Below are 20,235 nucleotides of genomic sequence, written 5' to 3'. Positions count from 1 at the left end.
TAAATTTGGCTAAAAGCTAGCCAAATTTATTGATTTACGATGTCGTAACCTTGTGGGATGACTGGAGTTAGCGTCTCTTTTGGGATGAGCGCGTCTTTTACAGGGTTGCTTAAGGTTATCTTTATCTTATTTGAGAGCTTGTCTTTATAGTCAATCGTCGTTGGAAGCGTGTTTTTGATCGTTATAAAATACTCAACTCCGTCATATATCGCCTTATAAAGTGTCGGCTGAATTTGCTCTGCGTGAGCTAAGACCTGCGTCAAATTTGGCGTGTCATCTAGTCTTGAGATGATGGCTTGCTCAAGCTCATCTTCGATCACGACCACCTTGTCTTTGTCAAAGTAAATCCTCTTTGGTGTTGGACTTTCATATATCCAAAGTGCGGTGTTGTCGCTTTTAGCGTAAAATCTACCCTTATAATTTACACTCTTACCCTCGCTAAAAACAGTTTGAGTAAAGTCACTTTGCAGGCTTTTAAAATTTAAGCCAGCGCCAAATGAGCAAACTGCAACGAGAGAAGCTATCAAAAATTTTCTCATTTTTTATCCTTTTTTGGCGTATTCTAGCCCAGTTTAATTAAATAAATAGTTAAACTATGCTAAGATCCAAAGTTTAAAAATTTAGGAAGGTAAAGTAATGATTTCATCGGTATTTAGAAAGATTTTTGGCACGAAAAACGATAGAGAAGTCAAAAAATATATAAAACGTGTGGCGCAGATAAATGCGCTAGAGCCTACTTATGAGAAGATGAGCGACGATGAGCTTAAGATCAAATTTAACGAGCTAAAAGCCCAAGTCATCGAAGAGAAAGTCACTTTAGATCAAATTTTAAATGATGTCTTTGCGATCGTTAGAGAGGCCAGTAAAAGGGTGCTTAAGATGCGCCATTTTGACGTGCAGCTAATCGGCGGTATGGTGCTAAACGAGGGCAGGATCGCTGAGATGAAGACAGGCGAGGGTAAGACCTTGGTTGCGACTTTGCCAGTTATATTAAACGCGATGAGCGGCAAGGGCGTGCATGTAGTAACAGTAAATGACTACCTTGCAAAGCGTGACGCGACGCAAATGGGCGAGCTTTATAACTTTTTAGGCTTAAGCGTCGATGTGATACTAAGTGGCGGATATGACGATGAGGTAAGACAAGCTGCGTATAATGCCAACATAACATACGGCACAAACTCAGAATTTGGCTTTGACTACCTTCGTGATAATATGAAATTTGAAGCTGGTCAAAAGGTGCAAAGAGGCCATAACTTCGTTATCGTCGATGAGGTCGATAGTATCTTGATAGATGAGGCTAGAACGCCACTTATAATCTCTGGTCCAACAAACCGCACGCTCGATGGCTACATAAGAGCTGATCAAGTCGCAAAACAGCTTACCAGAGGCACTCCGGCCGATCCAAACGTGCCAGGCTCAAAGCCAACGGGGGATTTTATAGTAGATGAAAAAAATAGAACGATAATGATCACAGAGGCTGGCATAAGCAAGGCTGAAAAGCTCTTTGGAGTTGAAAATTTATATAACCTTGAAAACGCTGTGCTAAGCCACCACCTAGATCAAGCTCTAAAGGCACACAATCTCTTTGAAAAAGACGTTCATTATGTCGTAAAAGATGGCGAGGTTGTCATCGTTGATGAATTTACAGGACGTCTAAGCGAGGGCAGACGCTTTAGCGAGGGGCTTCACCAAGCGCTTGAGGCAAAAGAGGGTGTGAAAATTCAAGAAGAGAGTCAAACGCTAGCCGATACAACATATCAAAACTACTTTAGAATGTATAAAAAGCTTGCAGGTATGACTGGTACAGCTCAGACTGAGGCTACTGAGTTTTCTCAAATTTATAATCTTGAAGTTATCTCAATCCCGACAAACGTGCCAGTTAAGAGGATCGATCAAAACGATCTTATCTATAAAACTCAAAACGAGAAATTTAAAGCGGTCATCGACGAAGTTAAAAAAGCTCACGAAAAGGGTCAGCCAGTGCTTGTAGGAACTGCAAGTATCGAGCGCAGTGAGGTGCTTCATGAGATGCTTAAAAAAGCTGGCATCCCACACTCTGTGCTAAATGCTAAAAACCACGAAAAAGAGGCCGAGATCATCGCTCAAGCTGGCGTAAAAGGCGCTGTAACTATCGCTACAAACATGGCTGGACGTGGTGTTGATATCAGGATAAACGACGAGGTGAGAGACCTTGGTGGCCTATACATCATCGGCACCGAAAGGCACGAAAGCAGAAGGATAGATAATCAGCTCCGTGGCCGTGCTGGACGTCAGGGCGACCCTGGTATGAGTAGATTTTATCTAAGCTTAGAGGACAATCTTTTAAGGATTTTTGGTAGCGACCGCATAAAAGCTATCATGGATAGGCTTGGTATCGACGAGGGCGAGAGTATCGAGAGCCGCATGGTGACAAGGGCTGTTGAAAACGCTCAAAAGAAAGTCGAGAGCTTGCACTTTGAGGCTAGAAAGCACTTGCTTGAGTATGACGACGTGGCAAATGAGCAAAGAAAGACTATCTATAAATACCGCGACGAACTACTTGATAAAAACTATGATATGAGCGAAAAAATAGCTCAAAATAGAGTTGAATACGCTACAAATTTACTTGATACGGCTGAAATTTTCCATGGCGGCTTAAAAGATGATTATGACATTAAAAATTTATGCTCTATCATCCTTGCAGATTGTGGCGAAGAGATCGACGAGAGCGAGCTAAAAGGGCTAGAGTATAATGAACTAGTAGAAAAAATAGCGCAAATTTTAGAGGTTAGATATAACGAAAAGATGAGCGTGCTAAATGAAGAGCAAAGAAAAGATATAGAGAAAATTTTATACCTTCAAGTGCTTGATAATGCGTGGAGAGAGCATCTTTATCAGATGGATATCCTAAAAACTGGCATCGGTCTAAGAGGGTATAATCAAAAAGATCCGCTAGTTGAGTATAAAAAAGAGAGCTACAACCTCTTTATGGAGCTAGTTGGCAGACTAAAAACTGAGAGCGTTAAAACGCTTCAAATCGTTAGATTTAAGAGCCGTGAGGAGCAAGAAGAGCAAGCTAGGATGATGCTTGAAGCTAGTCAAAATGCTGAAAATGAGACTCTAAACTACAACAATCAAGGCGAAGATGAAAATTTCACACCAGAAAAAAAGATACCAAGAAACGCTCCATGCCCTTGCGGAAGCGGTAAAAAATATAAAGATTGCCACGGCAAAAGTGGCCCTAAAAAAGGCATATTTGCTTAAAATTTCTACTTTTAAGGCGCCAAAGCGCCTTAATCTTTTAAAGGCTATTTGATGACAAGCTTACCAAAGTATCTACTTTTTAAATATTTAAGATTTGATAAAACTCAGCCATTTATCGCTCTAAGCGCCTTGCTCGCCTTTCTTGGTGTGAGCATCGGACTTATGGTTTTAATAGTTGCTATGGCTATTATGAATGGATTTGACAAAGAATTTGAGCGCAAGCTTTTTACGATGAACTACCCTATAACCGTTCAAAGCGCCTTTAAGGGATCGATCGATGATGGCTTTGTAGATGAGTTAAAAGCTAAATTTAGCGACCTTAAATTTAGTCCATATATCAGCACGCAGGTCATCTACCGCTCGGCAAACGCGCTTGAAGGCGGGCTAATTTATGGCGTAAATTTTAAAGATGAAAAGCAGATAAACTCAGTCGTAAACGAAGCTTTAAAAGACAAAGAGTTAGAGGGTTTTGAGATACTTGTGGGAAGCGGCATAACGAGTGAGTTTAGGCTAAGAGATGATGAAAAACTAACTCTTATCTTTACAAAGGCTGATCCGGCTGGCTTTTCACTAACGCCAAAGATGAAGCGCTTTGACATCGGTGGCTCATTTACATCTGGGCTAATCGCCTACGATAAGGCGTTTTCATATACTTCAGTTGATGCTTTGAGAAAAATTTTGGACTATCCAAAGGGCGTTTATGATGGAATTCACATCTTTTCAAGTAAGCCATTTGATGATATAAAAAGAGTGCGCGAGGGGCTTCCAGCAGGCACGGTTGCCATTGGCTGGTGGGAGCAAAATGGCAACTTTTTCTCAGCGCTCGCACTTGAGAAAAGAGCACTTTTCATCGTTTTGATGCTCATTATCCTTGTGGCGTCGCTAAATATCATAAGCTCGCTACTAATGACAGTGATGAACCGCAGGCAAGAAATCGCCTTGCTTCTAGCACTTGGAGCTAGCAAAGGCGAGATAAAAAGAAGCTTCTTTTATCAAGGGCTAGTTATCGGCGGAGGTGGCATTATATTTGGCTTGGTGCTTGGCTTTTTGGGGCTATTTCTACTTGGAAATTTCAACATCATAGACCTGCCAGCTGATGTCTATGGCTCAAGCAAACTACCACTTGAACTCTCACCCCTTGATCTTGTGCTTATCGTAGTTGGAGCTGTATTTATCGTGGCTATCTCGTCTTACTATCCAGCCAAAAAAGCCACAGAGGTAAATGTCCTTCAAACTTTAAGAAATGAGTAAAGCCTGGCAAAGCTAGGCTTTAATTTTAGTTTTTAAAAGCATATTATTGCCAAATATGCTTTTATTTTAATTTGCAATAAATTCTATTTTTTATCTTTTAATAGCTCATCAATTTTTAATTCTTTGCCATTTATATCTAAATGATACTGCGGCTAGACAAATTTTTAGCTTCTTATTGTCTCTATTGTTTATTATGAAATCAAAAAAGTTGCTAATAGTTTTATCAATTTATTTAAACGAACTTAAAAAATCGTGTTTTAAGAAGCTAAAATTTACTACGCTCTTACGTCGTGGTCGATCTTGCACTGAAGGGCTTCATGAACAAGGGTTTTTGCCATGACGCGCTCCTCGCTTATAAGGTGGAAATTCTCGCCTAGCTCGCCAAAGATATCTTTGTTGCCCTCGCCATTTGCTTTGATGATCGTTTGGATATTTGCTCCGTAGTCTTTGATCTTTTGCGCGATCAGCTCAACTCTTTGCTCGTTGCTAACTGTTATGATAACGGCTGCTGCGTCGTCTAAGCAAGCGTTTTCAAGAGTGTTGCTTTGAAGCACGTTTCCTAAAAATACATTTTCCCCGCGGCTTCTGCCAAGCTCAACTAGGCTGATGTCATTATCAAGCACGATGTATAAAAGTTTTGTCTCTTTTAGTCTTAAAACCACCTCTTGACCAAGCCTATCATAGCCAAAGACCACGATGTGATTTTTTAGTTTTTGTGGCTTTAAGGTCTCGTTTGACTCAACTACCACCTCACGCTCTACAAGATCAGCTAAGACATCAAGCTTTTTAAGTATAAAAGGTGTTGCAAACATCGATATAACAGAGGCTGCGATGAAAATTTGAGCTGTTTGGACATCAAGTAAATTTCTAGTAGTCATCAGCCCAAAGACAGCCAGTGCAAATTCACCGATCTGGCAGACACTAAGTGCAGTCTTAGCAGCGACCCTGCGTTTTAAGTAGATATTTAAAACGGCAAAAACGACGATGGCTTTTACGACCATTATGCTAAAGACTAGACCTAGAACTAGCCAGATGTTTGAGAGCACGACTACAAAATTTATCTGCATGCCAACGGTTATGAAAAATAGTCCAAGAAGCAGATCTCTAAAAGGTATGAGATCGACCTCGATCTGGTGCTTATACTGCGTCTCTGCCACCATCATACCAGCTAAGAATGCACCAAGAGAGTATGAAAAGCCAAAGAAGTGAGCTAGCGTGCTGGCGCCAACTACTAAAAAGAGGATAGTTGCGATAAAGACCTCTTGAGAGTTTGTCTGAACGACTTTATAAAATATCCAGTTGATGACGTATTTGCCGAGCAAAAATAGCACAACGATAAGGATAACCGCACTCGTAAATGTTTTTAGCAAAAGCTCATTTATAGAGGCATCTTGCGAGCTAAACATATCTATCATAAGCAAGATCGGGATGACGGCGATATCTTGAAATAGCAAAATTCCAAGTGCCTTTCTACCATAAATTTTACTCACATCGCCGTTGTCATTTAGCGTTTTTAGCACGATCGCAGTTGATGATAGAGCAAAGGCAAGACCTGCGATAAGCGCTGTCTCGTCCTTTAGATGAAGCGCGTAGTAGAGCATCACGCCCATCACAAAGCCGCTTAAACAAACTTGCAGACCGCCATTTAGAAAGACCTCTTTTTTCATGCTCATCAGGTGCTTAAAGCTAAACTCAAGTCCGATCGTAAACATCAAAAATGCGATACCAAATTCCGCGATATGAGAAATTTCATCGTTGCTTTTTAGGTTGAAAAATTCTGATATAAGCGTACCGGTTACGATGTAGCCGATGATGGTTGGTATCTGAAATTTCTTAAAAATGACATTTAACGCGACTGAGATCGCAGCGACAAGCAAGAAGCCTTCTAAAATTTGTTCCATATATTATTTTTTGCCTTCGTAAAATACAAGATCAAAGCTACTTTTTCTCTTCACAAGCGATTTTTTAGTGCTAGTTTGACTGGTAGCTTCGTGTAATTTTTTATTTAACTCATCAATGGTTGCTTCTAAATCGTCAATTTTCTCTTTTAACTGAAGTATCACATCAACACCTGCTAAATTTACGCCAAGTTCGCGGGTCAAATTTAGTATCGTTTTGACGCGATCAACGTCTTTTTGCGAGTAGAGCCTCATCTTGCCATCTGTTCTTGAGGGTTCAACTAGTCCCTCTCTTTCGTATTGTCTTAAAGTTTGTGGATGTATGCTTAAAACCTTTGCTACAACGCTTATTAAAAAAAGTGGTTCTTCGTAATTTTGCATTTTTTACTCCGGTAATTTTTCTTTTAACTCTTTTACTAAGCCCTCGTCAAGCTCACTGATATTTGGAAGTTTTACCCTAGCTTTTAAGTAAAGATCGCCATAAATTCCACTCTTTCTGTTTTGCACGCCGTATCCTTTCAAGCGGATCTTTGTGCCTGTTTTTGAGTTCTCAGCGATTTTGATGGTCACATCTTTTTTATATGTATGTACATTTATCTTGCCGCCAAAGAGCATAGTTTTTAGTGGAATTTCTACATCTTTATATAGATCATCTCCGACTCTTTCATACTCGTCACTTGGCTCAACACTAATGGCAAGTATAAGATCGCCAGTTTGACCGCCAGCACTCTTGCCTTTGCCTTTTATGCGAAGTTTTTCGCCGCCTTCTATACCGCTTGGGATCTTTATCTTGATGCTTTCGCCATTAAAATTTATCTTATGTTCGCCGCCAGTTACAGCTACGTCAAATGGTATAGAAATTTTGGCATTTACATCTAGATCAGCTCCGCCAAAGCCAAATCCACCTCCGCCAAAGCCTTCAAATCCTTCAAAACCTCCGCCAAATCCACCGCTAAATTTAGCGCCGCCTCCGCCAAATCCACCTGAGAAGATATTTTTCAAGATATCGTTTAGATCGCCCATATCGGCTGAACCTCTGGCAAAGTCGTGGAAATTTTGACCGCCAAACATATTATCGCCGTATTGATCATACTGGGCACGTTTTTTCTCGTCACTTAAAATTTCATAAGCAGCGTTTATCTCTTTAAATTTATCCTCTGCTCCTGGGTCTTTGTTGATGTCTGGGTGGTACTTTCTAGCAAGTTTTCTATAAGCTTTTTTTATCTCGTCGCTTGATGCGCCTTTTGAAACTCCTAAAGTTTCATATAAGCTTTCGCTCATATATTCTCCTTATGTTTTTTGACACGGATTATATCACAAAACTTTAGTCTATGCAAGTCAAGTTTATTTTTATTTACAAAGGAGAAAAAAGCGTTAAGATTTTATTTTTAAGCTCTATTTATAATTTCAAGACATTTTCAATTTAAAGGAAAAAAATGAAAAAATTTATGCTAATTTCATTAGCAGCAGCTTCTTTGCTAATGGGAGCTGATATTAAATTTAACGAAGCAAACCAAGATGTAACTAGAGTTTCGCCCTTAAGCGATAAAAATAGTGTGCTATCATACTACGATTCTATCGCTCAGGCAAAACTTTCAGTTGTAAATATCTCGACTACAAAAACAGTAAATAACGCAGGTATCGAGCAGATGTTTAATGACCCGTTTTTTAATGAATTTTTTGGATTTAACTTTGCAAAACCAAAAGAGAAAGAAAAGACAACTTCTCTTGGCTCTGGCGTCATCATCTCAAATGACGGCTACATCGTTACAAACAACCACGTCATCGAAGATAGCGACCAGATCGTTGTGACCTTGGCAAATGGTGGCAAGGAGTATAAAGCTAAGCTAATAGGCAGCGATCCAAAAACCGATCTAGCCGTTATAAAGATAGAGGCAAATGGGCTAAATGCGATAACATTTGCTGACTCGTCAAAGCTACTTGACGCGGACGTAGTCTTTGCCATAGGCAATCCTTTTGGTGTAGGCGAGAGCATCACTCAAGGCATTGTTTCAGGGCTAAATAAAGACAACATAGGACTTAATCAATATGAAAATTTCATCCAAACAGACGCCTCTATAAACCCTGGCAACTCAGGTGGTGCTTTGGTTGATAGTAGGGGCTATTTAGTCGGTATAAACTCAGCCATACTTTCAAAAAGTGGTGGCAACAACGGCATAGGCTTTGCGATCCCATCAAATATGGTAAAAGATATCGCTAAAAAGCTGATAACTGACGGCAAGATCGAGCGTGGATTTATCGGCGTTACGATAGCAAATTTAACCGATGAGCAAAAAGAGCTTTACACAAATAAAGAGGGCGCACTAATAAGCGGCGTAGAGCAGGGCATGCCAGCAGATGAAGCAGGGCTAAAAAGAGGCGACTTGGTCATTTCAGCAAACGGCAAAGCTATCAAAAATGCAAATGATCTTAAAAATTTCATCGGCTCACTAACTCCAAATAGCAGCGTTGATATAACTTACGAGCGATCAAATAAAATCATGAATACAAAAATCAAGCTTGTAAATATGGATCACAACGCAAAAACAGCCTCAAAAAGCGTCATCATAGAAGGTCTTAGCGTTAGTAATCTAAGCGATGAGATAAGATTTAAGTATAAGATCAGCCCAGATACTCAAGGCGTGCTTGTAACTGATGTAAAATCTGGCTCAAAAGCTGAAGACTTTGGCTTTGAAAGAGGTGACGTGATCGTTCAAGTTGGCGAAGAGAGCATAAAAGATATTCAAACATTTGCAAGCACTGTTAAGAATGCAAAAGGCAAAAAGACGCTAGTGTGGATAAACCGCGGTGGCATCATGCAAGGCCTTGTTATAAAATAACCACTTAAGAGCTGAGATTTCAGCTCTTAACTCTTTTAAATTTTTAAAACCTTTATCTGCTATAATCCTTAAAAATAAATTTACAACAGGAAAGATCATGACTAGAATTTTAATGATAGAAGATGATATGGAGCTTGCTGAAATTTTAACTGAATACCTAGAAAACTACGACATAAAAGTAACGACGGCCGAGGAGCCATATATCGGACTATCTACTTTAAATACAAGCGAATTTGACCTAGTTATCCTTGATCTTACGCTCCCTGGCATGGACGGACTAGAGGTTTGCAAAGAGATAAGAAAAAAGCACAATATCCCTATAATCATCTCAAGCGCAAGGCACGATATAACAGACAAAGTAAATGCCCTAGATAACGGCGCGGATGACTATCTACCAAAGCCTTATGACCCACAAGAGCTTCTTGCTCGCATAAAAAGCCATCTAAGAAGGCAGAGCATAGCTCCTGCAAATGAGGCAAGAAATTTAAACAAAGACTTAGTTTTAAAGGAATTTGAGAGGGAAATTTTATTTAAAGGAAGCGTGCTAAATTTAACCGCAGCGGAGTATGACATCTTAAAATATCTGCTTCAAAAAGAGGGTGGGGCGGTCACTAGAGAGGAGCTCATCTACAACTGCGAGAGCATAAATGAAGATAGCTCAAACAAAAGTATCGACGTCATCATCGGCAGAATTCGCCAAAAACTAAATGAAAATCCAAAAGAGCCAAAATACATTCACGCGATCCGCGGCATCGGCTACAAGTTGGTCCTTTGATGCCAAGATCTTCTATATTTATCACGATAACGTTTATCTTTGGGCTTGCACTCGTTTCGATATTTTTGGCCTTTTTGTGGCTCATGGGTTTTGATAAACAAAACTACACAAGAGAGCTAAATAACAAATACTCAAACGTCGCTAGGACAAATTTGCTCTACATGGGTGGCATCATAAATAAAGCTCAGTACGACCGCCAGCTCTCAAACATCGACATGCCAGAGATCACTGCTAAAAATGAAAAAGAAGAAATTTTAAAAAATGCAGCCGTTTTAGAAGAAATTTCAAGTGATCTAGGATCAAGTGCGATCTTGCTTTATGATAAGCACCATTACCTAAAGATCGAGCATTTAGACGAGCTAAAGCTTTTGATGGATAAAGAATTTCAGCCTTATAGATATGAGGTGATAAAGGCTGTGTTTTTGGTGGTTGCGGTCATTTTGCTTGCTGCTTATATCTTTGTCATCTATAAGATAAAGCCGCTTAGAAAGCTAAAGCGTCAGATCGTGAAATTTGCAAATGGCGAGCTTGATGGCGTACAAAATGTCGGTAATGGCAAGGATGAAATTTCTGAAGTTTCAGAGGCATTTTATGAGGCTGTTTGTCAGATCAAAGCGCTAAATGACTCAAGGCATCTTTTCTTAAGAAATATCATGCACGAGCTAAAAACGCCTATCACAAAGGGGCTGATCGCCGCTCAAATGATAGAAAAAAGCAAAAATCAAGAGAGACTCATCTCTGTCTTTCACAAGCTTGAAAATTTGATAAACGAGCTTGCAGCGATCGAGCAGATCACTTCAAAGATAGGACTTACCAATAAAACGCCTTGTCTTATGAGAGATCTCATCGATGAAGCTATCGATATAGCGATGGTTGAGAAGGAGCATGTTGGTATCAGCGAGCTTGATGAGGTTAGGGTGATGGTTGATTTTAAGCTATTTTCGGTCGCTATAAAAAATATGATAGATAATGGCATAAAGTACTCAACCGATAAGCATGTAAATATTATGGTTAGCAAGGATCATATGAAATTTATAACTCAAGGTGAGAAGCTAAAAAATGACCTTGACTTTTACATCCAGCCATTTATCAAGGGCGAGGATGCGCAAAAGAGCTTTGGTCTAGGTTTATATATAGTTAGCAACATCCTTGAGGCTCATGGACTAAAATTTGGCTATGAATACAAAAATGGAATGAATGTCTTTATTTTTGAAAATTTACAAGATATAATAGCGACGTAAAATCAAAACCGCAAAAAAAGGAGTGTAAAAATGGCGGCAAAAATCTTCTCGGCAGTTGATATTTTATCAATAATCGATCTTGAGATAGCTTTTATAAAGCGATACAAAAACGTAAAGGACTATGCGAAAAATTTATCTTTGATATATTTTTCTTTGCCAAATAGTAAAGAATATGGCGAAATTTTTGAAAAAATCCTAAGACAAACTGACGTTGTCATAAGAGAAAATGAACACTACGTAGTCGTGCTTCACGGCACAAACGAAAGAGGCGCTAGCGAGCTACTAACTGGCATACAAGAGTTTTTAAACGCTGAGCCGATCGATCTAGTAGTCACCTATCCAAAAGATGGAAAAGATGCAAAAGAGCTTGCTATAAAACTTCAAGATGAGATAAAAGACAACTACGGTGTCTTGCTCGAGATGCTTGTAAATCAAGATAAATTTGAAGTTTTTGAAAGTATAATTTAATATAATTTTGTGGAGTTTGTTTGGAGAATTTACTACTATTTTTTGCAGTTTTGCTTATAACTAGCATTCTTTTAAGTAAGATCTCTGATAAATTTGGAATTCCATCTTTAATAATATTTTTAGGTGTTGGTATGCTGGCTGGCTCAGACGGCTTGCTGGGTGTAAATTTTGATGATCAAGTAATCGCTCAAAATGTCGGTATGCTGGCACTCATATTTATACTTTATGCTGGTGGGCTAGATACTGATTTTGCAGCGATTAAGCCTATTTTTGGCAGAGGTTTAGCGCTTGCTACACTTGGTGTTTTCTTAACCGCGCTAGCTATCGCTCCAGTAGCAAAATATCTGCTTGATTTTACCTGGGCGGAAGCCTTTTTGCTAGGCTCCATTATCTCTTCGACAGACGCAGCAGCGGTATTTGCCATACTAAGAGCCAAGAAAATTTCACTTAGAAATAGCATTGCACCATTGCTTGAACTTGAATCTGGCTCAAACGATCCAATGGCGATATTTCTAACTATGACGATCGTTCAAATGATCTCACTAAATACCACGCCGACAGTATCTGAGTGGGCTATTACGCTAGTTAAGCAGTTTGGCATAGGTATTGCTATGGGCTATTTATTTGGCGTTGCTTTGCCAGCCATCTTTAATAGACTTCGCCTAAAAAGCTGGGGCCTTTATCCGGTTTTTTCTATCGCTTGGATATTACTTTTATATACGCTTTGCTTTAAAATCGGTGGCAATGGCTATTTGGCTGTTTATATTGCTGGAATTTTTATAAATAAAAAAGAGTTTTCTCACAAGAAAAATTTAGTCGGTTTTCACGATGGTATCGCTTGGACTATGCAAATAGTTGTCTTTTTGACGCTTGGTCTTTTGGTAAATCCTTCCGAGCTTCCAGCAACAGCACTAATGGCGCTTGTTTTGACCTTGTGGCTTATGTTTTTTGCAAGACCACTTGGTGTTTTTGCATCGCTTGCATTTTCAAAATTTAAGATAAATGAGCAAATTTTTATCTCTTGGGTTGGACTAAGAGGTGTTGTGCCAGTTGTGCTAGCTACCTATGTTTATGTCGATGGCGTACGTGGTGCGGATATGATTTTTAACATTATATTTTTTATGGTTTTGATTTCGATTTTGATACAGGGCATGTCGCTTGGCTTTGCAGCTGATAAATTTAAGGTCAAAGAGAGCGAGCAAGAGGATGTTAAGGCAGTGGAAAACTCTCCGATCTTAAGCTACACGCTTCACCAGCACACCATCCACCATGGCTCAAAACTAATTGGCAAAGATTTGGCTCAGCTTGAGCTTCCAACTGAGTTTTTAATAATCCTAATAAAGCGTAAAAACGAGTATCAAAAGCCAACTGGCTCAACAATCTTTGAAGAAAATGACCTATTACTGATACAATGCGAAAATCAAGTGCTTTATCAAGATACGATTAAGTATTTGACTTATTAAAATTTTGATAAAACTTGCCACATTTCATTTCTCTTTGTAAATTTTAAAACTTTACTCACTCGCCTTAGCAGGCTACTAAATTTAGGCTACACTTCGTTTAGCACTAAATTTAGAGCCGTGATATGCTCGCTCATAAATTTTAAAATTTAATGAAAACTTTTGTTAAATTTCTAACTATTTATGCTTTGCTTCGTGCTCTAGTAGCCAAATTTTAGTTGGCATACCTTCGCCGCCTGAGTAGCCACCAAGGCCGCTGTGAGAGAGCACTCTGTGGCAAGGAACGATGATGGGCACTGGGTTTTTGGCATTTGCTGAGCCTGCTGCTCGGTAAGCGTTTTTATGGCCTGCGGCAAGTGCTAGGGCTGCGTATGTGGTCGTTTCGCCGTATGGCACTTTTTGTAAAGCATTATAAATTTTGGCTCTAAATTTGGTCGTTTTTACATCAAGTCTAACACTAAATTTTTTAAGCTCGCCCTTAAAATAAGCCTTTAGCTCATCCAAACAAAGCTTTAAATTTTCATCTTTTACCGCTACTTTTTCAAATTTGTCTACAAAATTTATCTCACAAATTCCATTTTCACTAGCAACGATCTCTAAAATTCCAATGGGTGATTTTAGGTAGGCTTTTGACACATTTGCTCCTTGAAATTTGAAATTTTGGGCAAATTTTACTTTAGATTGTTTTGCTTTTTGATAAAATGCAAGCAAAATCAGCGATTTTGGACTAAAACTGGCAAAATCACAAAGGAAATTTATGAGCTTTTTTACCGACTACGAAAAACACGTGAGTGAGCGAGAAAAAGGGGGCGTGCCACCGCTTGCGCTAAATGCCAAGCAAACAAGCGAAATTTGCGAGCTGATAAAACTTGCTGGCAACTCTAACGGCGATGAAAAGGCGCAAAACGAGCTAAAATTTCTTATAAATTTACTCACTAATCGTGTAAATCCAGGCGTTGATGACGCGGCAAAGATAAAGGCAGAATTTCTTGGCGAAGTTATAGAAGGCCTTAAAATAGACGGGCTTGACGCGGTTCGTGCAATTAAAATTTTAGGCAAGATGCTTGGCGGCTACAACGTAGAAATTTTAGTGCGAGCTCTAAAAAATAGCGATGAAACTATCGCACAAGCTGCGGCAAATGAGCTAAAAAATATCATTTTGGTACATGAGCATTTTGACGAGATCGCAAAGCTAGCAAATAGCAATAAATTTGCAAAAGAGGTGCTTCTTTCTTGGGCAAACGCCGAGTGGTTTACGCATAAAAAGCCACTTAGCGAGTGCATAAAGGCAGTGGTTTTTAAGGTGCCTGGCGAGACAAATACAGATGATCTAAGCCCCGCAAGCGAGGCCTATACAAGGGCTGACATACCGCTTCACGCAAAAGCGATGCTTGTTAAAAAGATGCCTGAGGGCTTAGAAGTCCTAAAAGAGCTAAAAAGTCGCGGCAAGAGCGTGGCGTATGTTGGTGACGTGGTTGGCACTGGTAGCAGCAGAAAGAGCGGTATAAACTCTATCCAGTGGCACCTTGGCGATGAGATAGAGGGCGTGCCAAACAAAAAAACTGGCGGCATCGTGATCGGCACGACCATAGCTCCGATATTTTTTAACACCGCCGAAGATAGCGGCGCACTGCCGATAGTTGCAAACGTAAATGAGCTAGAAATGGGCGATGAGATAGAGATTTATCCATTTAAGGGCGAAATTTATAAGCTAGCAGGCAACGAAAAAAAGCTCGTGGCAAATTTTAAACTAAGCCCAAACACCCTAAGTGACGAGATAAGAGCAGGCGGCAGGATACCTTTGATGATAGGTAGGCAAGTCACCAAAAAGGCCAGAGAGGCTTTGGGACTTGGCGAGGAGCAAATTTTCATAAAGCCAGATCAGCCAAAAGAGCTAGGCGGTGGCTATACGCTCGCTCAAAAGATGGTCGGCAAGGCTTGCGGCAAGGATGGCGTGAGAGCTGGGGCATACGTGGAGCCTGAAATTTTGACCGTTGGCTCGCAAGACACCACAGGGCCGATGACTAGAGATGAGATAAAAGAGCTTGCTAGCCTTAGTTTTGGGGCTGATTTTGTCTTGCAAAGCTTTTGCCACACGGCTGCTTATCCAAAGCCAAGCGACCTTGAGATGCAAAAGAGCCTGCCTAAATTTATGACGCTTCGCGGTGGAGTTAGCCTAAAACCAGGTGACGGCGTCATCCACTCGTGGCTAAACCGCATGGTCTTGCCTGACACGGTGGGCACCGGTGGCGATAGTCACACGAGATTTCCTATTGGCATTAGCTTTCCAGCGGGCAGCGGCCTAGTTGCGTTTGCAGCGGTGCTTGGAATGATGCCGCTAAATATGCCAGAGTCAGTTTTGATCAAATTTAAAGACGAGCTAAAAGAGGGCGTGACGCTTCGTGATCTTGTCAATGCGATACCTTATTTTGCTATCAAAAAAGGGCTTTTAAGCGTTGAAAAGAAAAACAAAAAGAATATTTTTGCGGGCAAAATTTTAGAGATAGAAGGGCTTGAGAGTCTAAAAGTGGAGCAGGCGTTTGAGCTAAGTGACGCTTCGGCTGAGCGCTCGGCGGCTGCTTGTGTGGTAAATTTAAGTGAGGCTAGCGTCGCGGAGTACGTTCGCTCAAACGTTGCGCTAATAGACGCGATGATAAAAGCTGGGTATGAGAGCCATGAAACGCTTGCTAGACGAAAAGAAAAAATGCAAAAATGGTTAGAAAACCCAACTCTTTTAAGGGCCGACAAGGACGCAAGATATGCTGAAATTTTAGAGATTGATTTATCCAAGATAGATGAGCCGATCCTCGCCTGTCCAAACGACCCAGACGACGTGGCAACGCTAAGTGAAATTTTAGCTGATAGCAAAAGAGCACACGATATCGACGAGGTCTTTGTGGGTAGCTGTATGACAAATATCGGGCATTACAGGGCGCTTGCTAGAATTTTGGAGCGTGAGAGTAAGCTCACTACTAGGCTTTGGATCGCTCCGCCAACTAAGATGGATAAAAAGACGCTTGAAGATGAGGGCGTTTATGAAATTTTTAAAAGGTTAAATGCTAGGACAGAGGTGCCAGGCTGCTCGCTTTGCATGGGCAATCAAGCAAGAGTAAATGACAATGCCGTTGTTTTTTCGACCTCGACTAGAAATTTTGACAACAGAATGGGCATGGGTGCAAAGGTCTATCTAGGAAGTGCTGAGCTAGCCGCTGTATGCGCGTTACTAGGGCGTTTGCCAAGCGTTAGCGAGTATAAAAAAATAGTAAGAGATAGCCTTAGTTTAAACAAAGATCAAATTTATAAATACCTAAATTTTAATGAAATAAGCGAGTTTAGTATATAAATTTGTTACAATATCGCGAAATTTTAAGGAGCTTTGATGAAAAAAGTAGCTTTTTTTCTCTTTTTTAGCAGTTTTCTTTTTGTAAATTTACACGCATTAGAGTGCAGTGATCTTGCTAAAAAAGAGAGCTTTAAAACTACTCCAAACGAGCTTGCTTACGCGAATGAGGGGCTATTTTATTGCGATGGCTCGCTTTTAAATTTAAAAGAGGTAAAAGAGCTTTTTGATGCGAGTGTGGCTGTTAGAAGCGAGTCTCAAAGCTGTGTTGGCGAGGGCGTTTATAGAGAAAATTTAAATAAATTTAGATGGATCTTGCTAAAAGCTTCGTTTGCCCCTGATATCTATCAAAAAGAGCTTGCAAAGCCAGAAGTGGCTGAGGCTCAAAAAGACGCTCAAATGGAGTACTTTAGATACTGGGCGAATGAGAGCTTGTTTAATTTCTTAAAATATAAAAAATTCAGCGAAGCTTATAAAAATGCTCAAACTCCGCTGGTTAAATTTTATGAGGCTTTAGGCGTTGATAGCGCAAGTGCCGCTTACTACGCAACTAGCGTGATAAATGAGTTTTTAAGCTTTAGCGTTGGCAAAAATGTAAATAAAGCTAAAATTTTAACTTCTGAGCAAAAGATGATGGCTCAAAAGCTAAGTCAAGACGAGCTTGCAAATTTGCTTTATTCTAAAAATTTCACCACCGCAGAGCTTACAAATTTACTTGATATCGCACTGCTAAATGACAAAAGTAGCGAGATGATAGAAGAGATCATAAGGCGCGGGGCTGACGTAAATTTAGGCGATGAAACGCCGCTATTTTTTGCTCTTAAAAATTTAGAAAATGTGAAAATTTTGCTTAAAAATAGAGCCGATGTAAATCACAAAAATTTCTTTGGCAAAAGTGCGCTTTTTTATGCTGTGCAGTTTGAGGATGCGCCTCTTTGCGAGCTTTTGCTAAAGAGCGGAGCCAATGCAAACGAGAGCTACATCGACGAGCAGTCTAAGATGAATATGATAAATTTAGGCATGATGCAAGTAGAGGATACGTGCGGCCTAGAGCATACAAACAGAAGCGTTTTTATGCATGCAGCAGCTCACGCAACGCCTGAAATTTTAAAGCTTTTGATAGATAACGGCGCTGATATAAACGCCACTGATGATGCGGGATTTAACGCGCTTGATTATGCGATTAAAGATAAAAACGAAAAAAATATTAAATTTTTAGAAGATCTTGGCTTAAAGCCAAATTTTAATTAGGAAGAGATATGAAAAAGACAGCTTTTGTGACAGGTGCGACATCTGGCTTTGGCGAGGCGATCGCTAGAAGACTCTCAAAAGAGGGCTACAAGATAGTAGCTCTTGCAAGGCGCGAAGATAGGCTAAAAAAGCTAGCAAGTGAGCTTGGCGACACGCACATTATCGTAGCTGACATACGTGATAAAAAGGCTGTTTTTGACGCAGTTGATAGCCTGCCTGATAAATTTAAAGATATCGAAGTGCTTGTAAATAACGCTGGACTTGCCTTGGGACAAGAAAAGACGATAGACGCAAAGGTAGAGGACTTTGAGACGATGATAGACACAAACGTAAAGGGTCTCATCTACTCTACAAAGGCGGTTTTGCCACTACTTTACAAGCAAGAAAAGGGCTATATCTTTAACCTTGGCTCAACAGCTGGCTCGTGGCCGTATCCTGGTAGCAACGTTTATGGCGCTACAAAGGCCTTTGTAAAGCAGTTTAGTCTAAATTTAAGAAACGATCTAGTTGGCACAAATATCAGGGTGACAAACATCGAGCCAGGTCTTTGTAAGACTGAATTTAGCGAAGTTAGATTTAAGGGCGATAAGGCAAAGGCTGATAGCATCTATGAGCATACAAATTTCATCACAGCTGAGGATATAGCGACCATTTTGCTTAACTGCCTAAATATGCCTGAGAGTGTAAATATAAACAGGGTCGAAGTCATGGCAAATACGCAGACTTGGGCTGGGCTTGCGATAGAAAAATTTTAAGGAGTTCTTGTGAGACAAATTTTATTATTACTATTTTTTAGTGCCGCGCTTTTTGGTGTTGATCCAGAAGTGGCAAAGAGAAACGCTGAAATTTACGGCGTATTCACGCTTATACCGCCTGTTGTGGCAATAGCACTTGCTTTTATCACAAAAGACGTTATATTGTCGCTATTTATCGGTGTTTTTAGCGGAACGTTTCTCATAAATATCATCAATGAAAACGTCTTTATGGGCATCGTAAAAGGCTTTACTGGCATCGTTTCAAGGGTCGTTGACTCGATGGCTGACAAGACCGACTCAGGCATCTTGCTTCAAGTGCTTTGTATAGGCGGTGTGGTCGCACTTATCACAAAGATGGGTGGCACAAAGGCGGTTGCTCTTTGGCTTAGCAAAAAGGCAAAAACTGGCGTTTCAGCTCAAATTTCAACTTGGCTTATGGGTATCTTTGTATTTTTCGATGACTACGCAAACGCCCTAATCGTTGGTCCTATCATGAGACCAATAAGCGATAAATTTAAAATCAGCCGCGAAAAGCTAGCCTTCATCATCGACGCTACTGCAGCTCCGATCGCTGGTATCGCTATCATCTCGACATGGGTCGGTCTTGAAGTCTCACTCATCGAAAAGGGCTACGAGCTTATCGGCGAGACTGACATAAACGCTTATTCTATATTTATCGAGACCATTCCATATAGATTTTACAACCTCTTTATCTTGTTTTTCATCGTCTGCACAGCCTTGATGCAACGCGAGTATGGTCCTATGCTAGCAGCTGAAAGACGCGCTAGAAGAGGCGAGCTTCACTCAGGCAAAACTCAAATTCAAGACCTTGAAGATAAGACTCTTGAGCCAAAAGAGGGCGTAAAACTAAGCGCTTCAAATGCGATAGTGCCGCTTCTTGTGCTAGTTATCGGCGCATTTACTAGCTTTTATTTTAGCGGTCTTGCTGCACTTGAGGGCGATACTCTTAAAAATGCACTTGCAAATCCACTTTCATTTTCAACATTTAAAGATACTTTTGGCGCAGCTGACTCTGCTACATCGCTATTTCAAGCAGCATTGCTCGCTAGTATAGTAGCTATCGTCATGGGCGTTTGGCGCAAAATTTTTGATGTAAAAGAGGCCATTAGCACATGGGTAAAGGGCTGGAAAACTATGATCATCACGGTCGTCATCTTGCTTCTTGCTTGGAGCCTTAGCGCGGTTATTAAAGAGCTTGGCACTTCAAGATATTTGGTTGATCTACTAAGTGATTCAACGCCTAAATTTATCTTGCCAGTGGCTGTTTTCATTCTTGGCTCATTTATCAGCTTCTCAACTGGCACCAGCTATGGCACAATGGGCATTTTGATGCCTCTTGCTATCCCGCTAGCTTATGCAGTGGGCAAAAACTACGGCTTAGATGGCGATGCGATGCACGCTTATATGATCGTAAATATCTCAAGCGTTTTAACTGGCGCTATCTTTGGTGACCACTGCTCGCCGATATCAGACACTACGATACTTTCATCAATGGGCGCAGGATGTAGCCATATCGATCACGTCTCAACGCAGATGATCTACGCACTTAGTGTTTGTGCGGTTTGTGTGCTTGTTGGCTACTTGCCTGTAGCACTTGGTCTAAGCGTTTGGATCGCACTTCCTTGCGGATTTTTAGCGATCTGGGCTTTGGTTAGATTTGTCGGTAAAAAAGTCGAAGAGAAAGCGGCATAA

Annotated in this window: 15 protein-coding genes and 2 pseudogenes; 12 read left to right on the top strand and 5 right to left on the bottom strand. The window is 40.4% G+C overall.

Translation table 11 applies throughout. The features are described 5' to 3' along the window. Positions 1-26: 26 nt before the first annotated feature. Positions 27-539: a LolA-like outer membrane lipoprotein chaperone gene (gene lolA / locus G6W41_RS05190; protein WP_002940204.1), complete on the bottom strand. Its 513-nt coding sequence runs from the start codon at positions 537-539 to the stop codon at positions 27-29. 97 nt (positions 540-636) lie between these two features. Between lolA and secA the strand changes: the two are divergent. The 3 genes and pseudogenes from secA to G6W41_RS05180 form a co-directional block, all read left to right on the top strand. After that, a pseudogene (gene secA / locus G6W41_RS05185) lies at positions 637-3,033 on the top strand (preprotein translocase subunit SecA); the annotation flags it as partial. Positions 3,034-3,141: 108 nt separating this feature from the next. Then, positions 3,142-3,243: pseudogene (locus G6W41_RS10470) on the top strand (SEC-C metal-binding domain-containing protein); the annotation flags it as partial. 51 nt (positions 3,244-3,294) lie between these two features. Next, on the top strand, positions 3,295-4,494 hold the full coding sequence (locus tag G6W41_RS05180; RefSeq protein WP_194170839.1) for an ABC transporter permease: 1,200 nt from the start codon (positions 3,295-3,297) through the stop codon (positions 4,492-4,494). A gap of 275 nt (positions 4,495-4,769) precedes the next feature. Here G6W41_RS05180 and G6W41_RS05175 read toward each other — a convergent pair whose 3' ends face one another. Genes G6W41_RS05175 through G6W41_RS05165 form a run of 3 tightly spaced genes read right to left on the bottom strand, consistent with a single transcriptional unit; the run spans position 4,770 to position 7,673 of the window. After that, positions 4,770-6,395 carry a cation:proton antiporter gene (locus G6W41_RS05175; protein ID WP_194170838.1) on the bottom strand — a complete coding sequence of 542 codons (1,626 nt, stop codon included), beginning with the start codon at positions 6,393-6,395 and terminating at the stop codon, positions 4,770-4,772. A gap of 3 nt (positions 6,396-6,398) precedes the next feature. Beyond that, the gene (locus tag G6W41_RS05170; protein ID WP_194170837.1) at positions 6,399-6,773 is read right to left on the bottom strand and encodes a heat shock protein transcriptional repressor HspR; all 375 of its coding nucleotides are present in this window, start codon (positions 6,771-6,773) and stop codon (positions 6,399-6,401) included. A 3-nt stretch (positions 6,774-6,776) separates the two neighbouring features. After that, a complete protein-coding gene (locus tag G6W41_RS05165; RefSeq protein ID WP_009293707.1) occupies positions 6,777-7,673 on the bottom strand; it encodes a DnaJ family protein in 897 nt (298 codons plus the stop codon). Between the two features lie 155 nt (positions 7,674-7,828). Between G6W41_RS05165 and G6W41_RS05160 the strand changes: the two genes are divergently transcribed. From G6W41_RS05160 to G6W41_RS05140, 5 genes are all read left to right on the top strand, one after another. Continuing rightward, complete coding sequence (locus G6W41_RS05160) at positions 7,829-9,232, top strand: Do family serine endopeptidase (protein ID WP_194170836.1); 1,404 nt, start codon at positions 7,829-7,831, stop codon at positions 9,230-9,232. A gap of 97 nt (positions 9,233-9,329) precedes the next feature. Then, positions 9,330-10,007, top strand: a complete 678-nt coding sequence (locus G6W41_RS05155) for a response regulator transcription factor (protein ID WP_002940190.1) — start codon at positions 9,330-9,332, stop codon at positions 10,005-10,007. Further along, positions 10,007-11,248: an ArsS family sensor histidine kinase gene (locus G6W41_RS05150; protein ID WP_103620974.1), complete on the top strand. Its 1,242-nt coding sequence runs from the start codon at positions 10,007-10,009 to the stop codon at positions 11,246-11,248. The genes G6W41_RS05155 and G6W41_RS05150 overlap by 1 nt, the downstream gene beginning before the upstream one ends. 30 nt (positions 11,249-11,278) lie before the next feature. Then, on the top strand, positions 11,279-11,716 hold the full coding sequence (locus tag G6W41_RS05145; RefSeq protein WP_002940300.1) for a pyridoxal-5'-phosphate-dependent protein: 438 nt from the start codon (positions 11,279-11,281) through the stop codon (positions 11,714-11,716). A 20-nt stretch (positions 11,717-11,736) separates the two neighbouring features. Beyond that, the gene (locus G6W41_RS05140; protein WP_194170835.1) at positions 11,737-13,179 is read left to right on the top strand and encodes a potassium/proton antiporter; all 1,443 of its coding nucleotides are present in this window, start codon (positions 11,737-11,739) and stop codon (positions 13,177-13,179) included. A 174-nt stretch (positions 13,180-13,353) separates the two neighbouring features. Here G6W41_RS05140 and G6W41_RS05135 read toward each other — a convergent pair whose 3' ends face one another. Beyond that, positions 13,354-13,812: a methylated-DNA--[protein]-cysteine S-methyltransferase gene (locus tag G6W41_RS05135; protein WP_194170834.1), complete on the bottom strand. Its 459-nt coding sequence runs from the start codon at positions 13,810-13,812 to the stop codon at positions 13,354-13,356. A 121-nt stretch (positions 13,813-13,933) separates the two neighbouring features. Here G6W41_RS05135 and G6W41_RS05130 point away from each other — a divergent pair, with 121 nt between their 5' ends. Genes G6W41_RS05130 through G6W41_RS05115 form a run of 4 tightly spaced genes read left to right on the top strand, consistent with a single transcriptional unit; the run spans position 13,934 to position 20,235 of the window. Continuing rightward, on the top strand, positions 13,934-16,519 hold the full coding sequence (locus G6W41_RS05130; RefSeq protein WP_194170833.1) for a bifunctional aconitate hydratase 2/2-methylisocitrate dehydratase: 2,586 nt from the start codon (positions 13,934-13,936) through the stop codon (positions 16,517-16,519). Between the two features lie 36 nt (positions 16,520-16,555). Then, positions 16,556-17,767: an ankyrin repeat domain-containing protein gene (locus tag G6W41_RS05125; protein ID WP_194170832.1), complete on the top strand. Its 1,212-nt coding sequence runs from the start codon at positions 16,556-16,558 to the stop codon at positions 17,765-17,767. Positions 17,768-17,775: 8 nt separating this feature from the next. Then, positions 17,776-18,522: an SDR family NAD(P)-dependent oxidoreductase gene (locus tag G6W41_RS05120; RefSeq protein WP_103601109.1), complete on the top strand. Its 747-nt coding sequence runs from the start codon at positions 17,776-17,778 to the stop codon at positions 18,520-18,522. Positions 18,523-18,531: 9 nt separating this feature from the next. Continuing rightward, on the top strand, positions 18,532-20,235 hold the full coding sequence (locus G6W41_RS05115) for a Na+/H+ antiporter NhaC family protein (protein WP_194170831.1): 1,704 nt from the start codon (positions 18,532-18,534) through the stop codon (positions 20,233-20,235).

The sequence above is a fragment of the Campylobacter concisus genome (assembly GCF_015230035.1).
Classification (GTDB): Bacteria; Campylobacterota; Campylobacteria; order Campylobacterales; family Campylobacteraceae; genus Campylobacter_A; species Campylobacter_A concisus_BK.
This window is presented reverse-complemented; position numbering and strand designations above follow the sequence as displayed.

Bases quoted from the DNA above. Each gene is read 5' to 3' on its own strand.
- G6W41_RS05170 (WP_194170837.1), bottom strand. From the start codon at position 6,773: ATGCAAAATTACGAAGAACCACTTTTTTTAATAAGCGTTGTAGCAAAG.
- G6W41_RS05145 (WP_002940300.1), top strand. From the start codon at position 11,279: ATGGCGGCAAAAATCTTCTCGGCAGTTGATATTTTATCAATAATCGAT.
- G6W41_RS05180 (WP_194170839.1), top strand. From the start codon at position 3,295: ATGACAAGCTTACCAAAGTATCTACTTTTTAAATATTTAAGATTTGAT.
- G6W41_RS05120 (WP_103601109.1), top strand. From the start codon at position 17,776: ATGAAAAAGACAGCTTTTGTGACAGGTGCGACATCTGGCTTTGGCGAG.
- G6W41_RS05125 (WP_194170832.1), top strand. From the start codon at position 16,556: ATGAAAAAAGTAGCTTTTTTTCTCTTTTTTAGCAGTTTTCTTTTTGTA.
- G6W41_RS05130 (WP_194170833.1), top strand. From the start codon at position 13,934: ATGAGCTTTTTTACCGACTACGAAAAACACGTGAGTGAGCGAGAAAAA.
- G6W41_RS05160 (WP_194170836.1), top strand. From the start codon at position 7,829: ATGAAAAAATTTATGCTAATTTCATTAGCAGCAGCTTCTTTGCTAATG.
- lolA (WP_002940204.1), bottom strand. From the start codon at position 539: ATGAGAAAATTTTTGATAGCTTCTCTCGTTGCAGTTTGCTCATTTGGC.
- G6W41_RS05155 (WP_002940190.1), top strand. From the start codon at position 9,330: ATGACTAGAATTTTAATGATAGAAGATGATATGGAGCTTGCTGAAATT.
- G6W41_RS05175 (WP_194170838.1), bottom strand. From the start codon at position 6,395: ATGGAACAAATTTTAGAAGGCTTCTTGCTTGTCGCTGCGATCTCAGTC.
- G6W41_RS05150 (WP_103620974.1), top strand. From the start codon at position 10,007: ATGCCAAGATCTTCTATATTTATCACGATAACGTTTATCTTTGGGCTT.
- G6W41_RS05165 (WP_009293707.1), bottom strand. From the start codon at position 7,673: ATGAGCGAAAGCTTATATGAAACTTTAGGAGTTTCAAAAGGCGCATCA.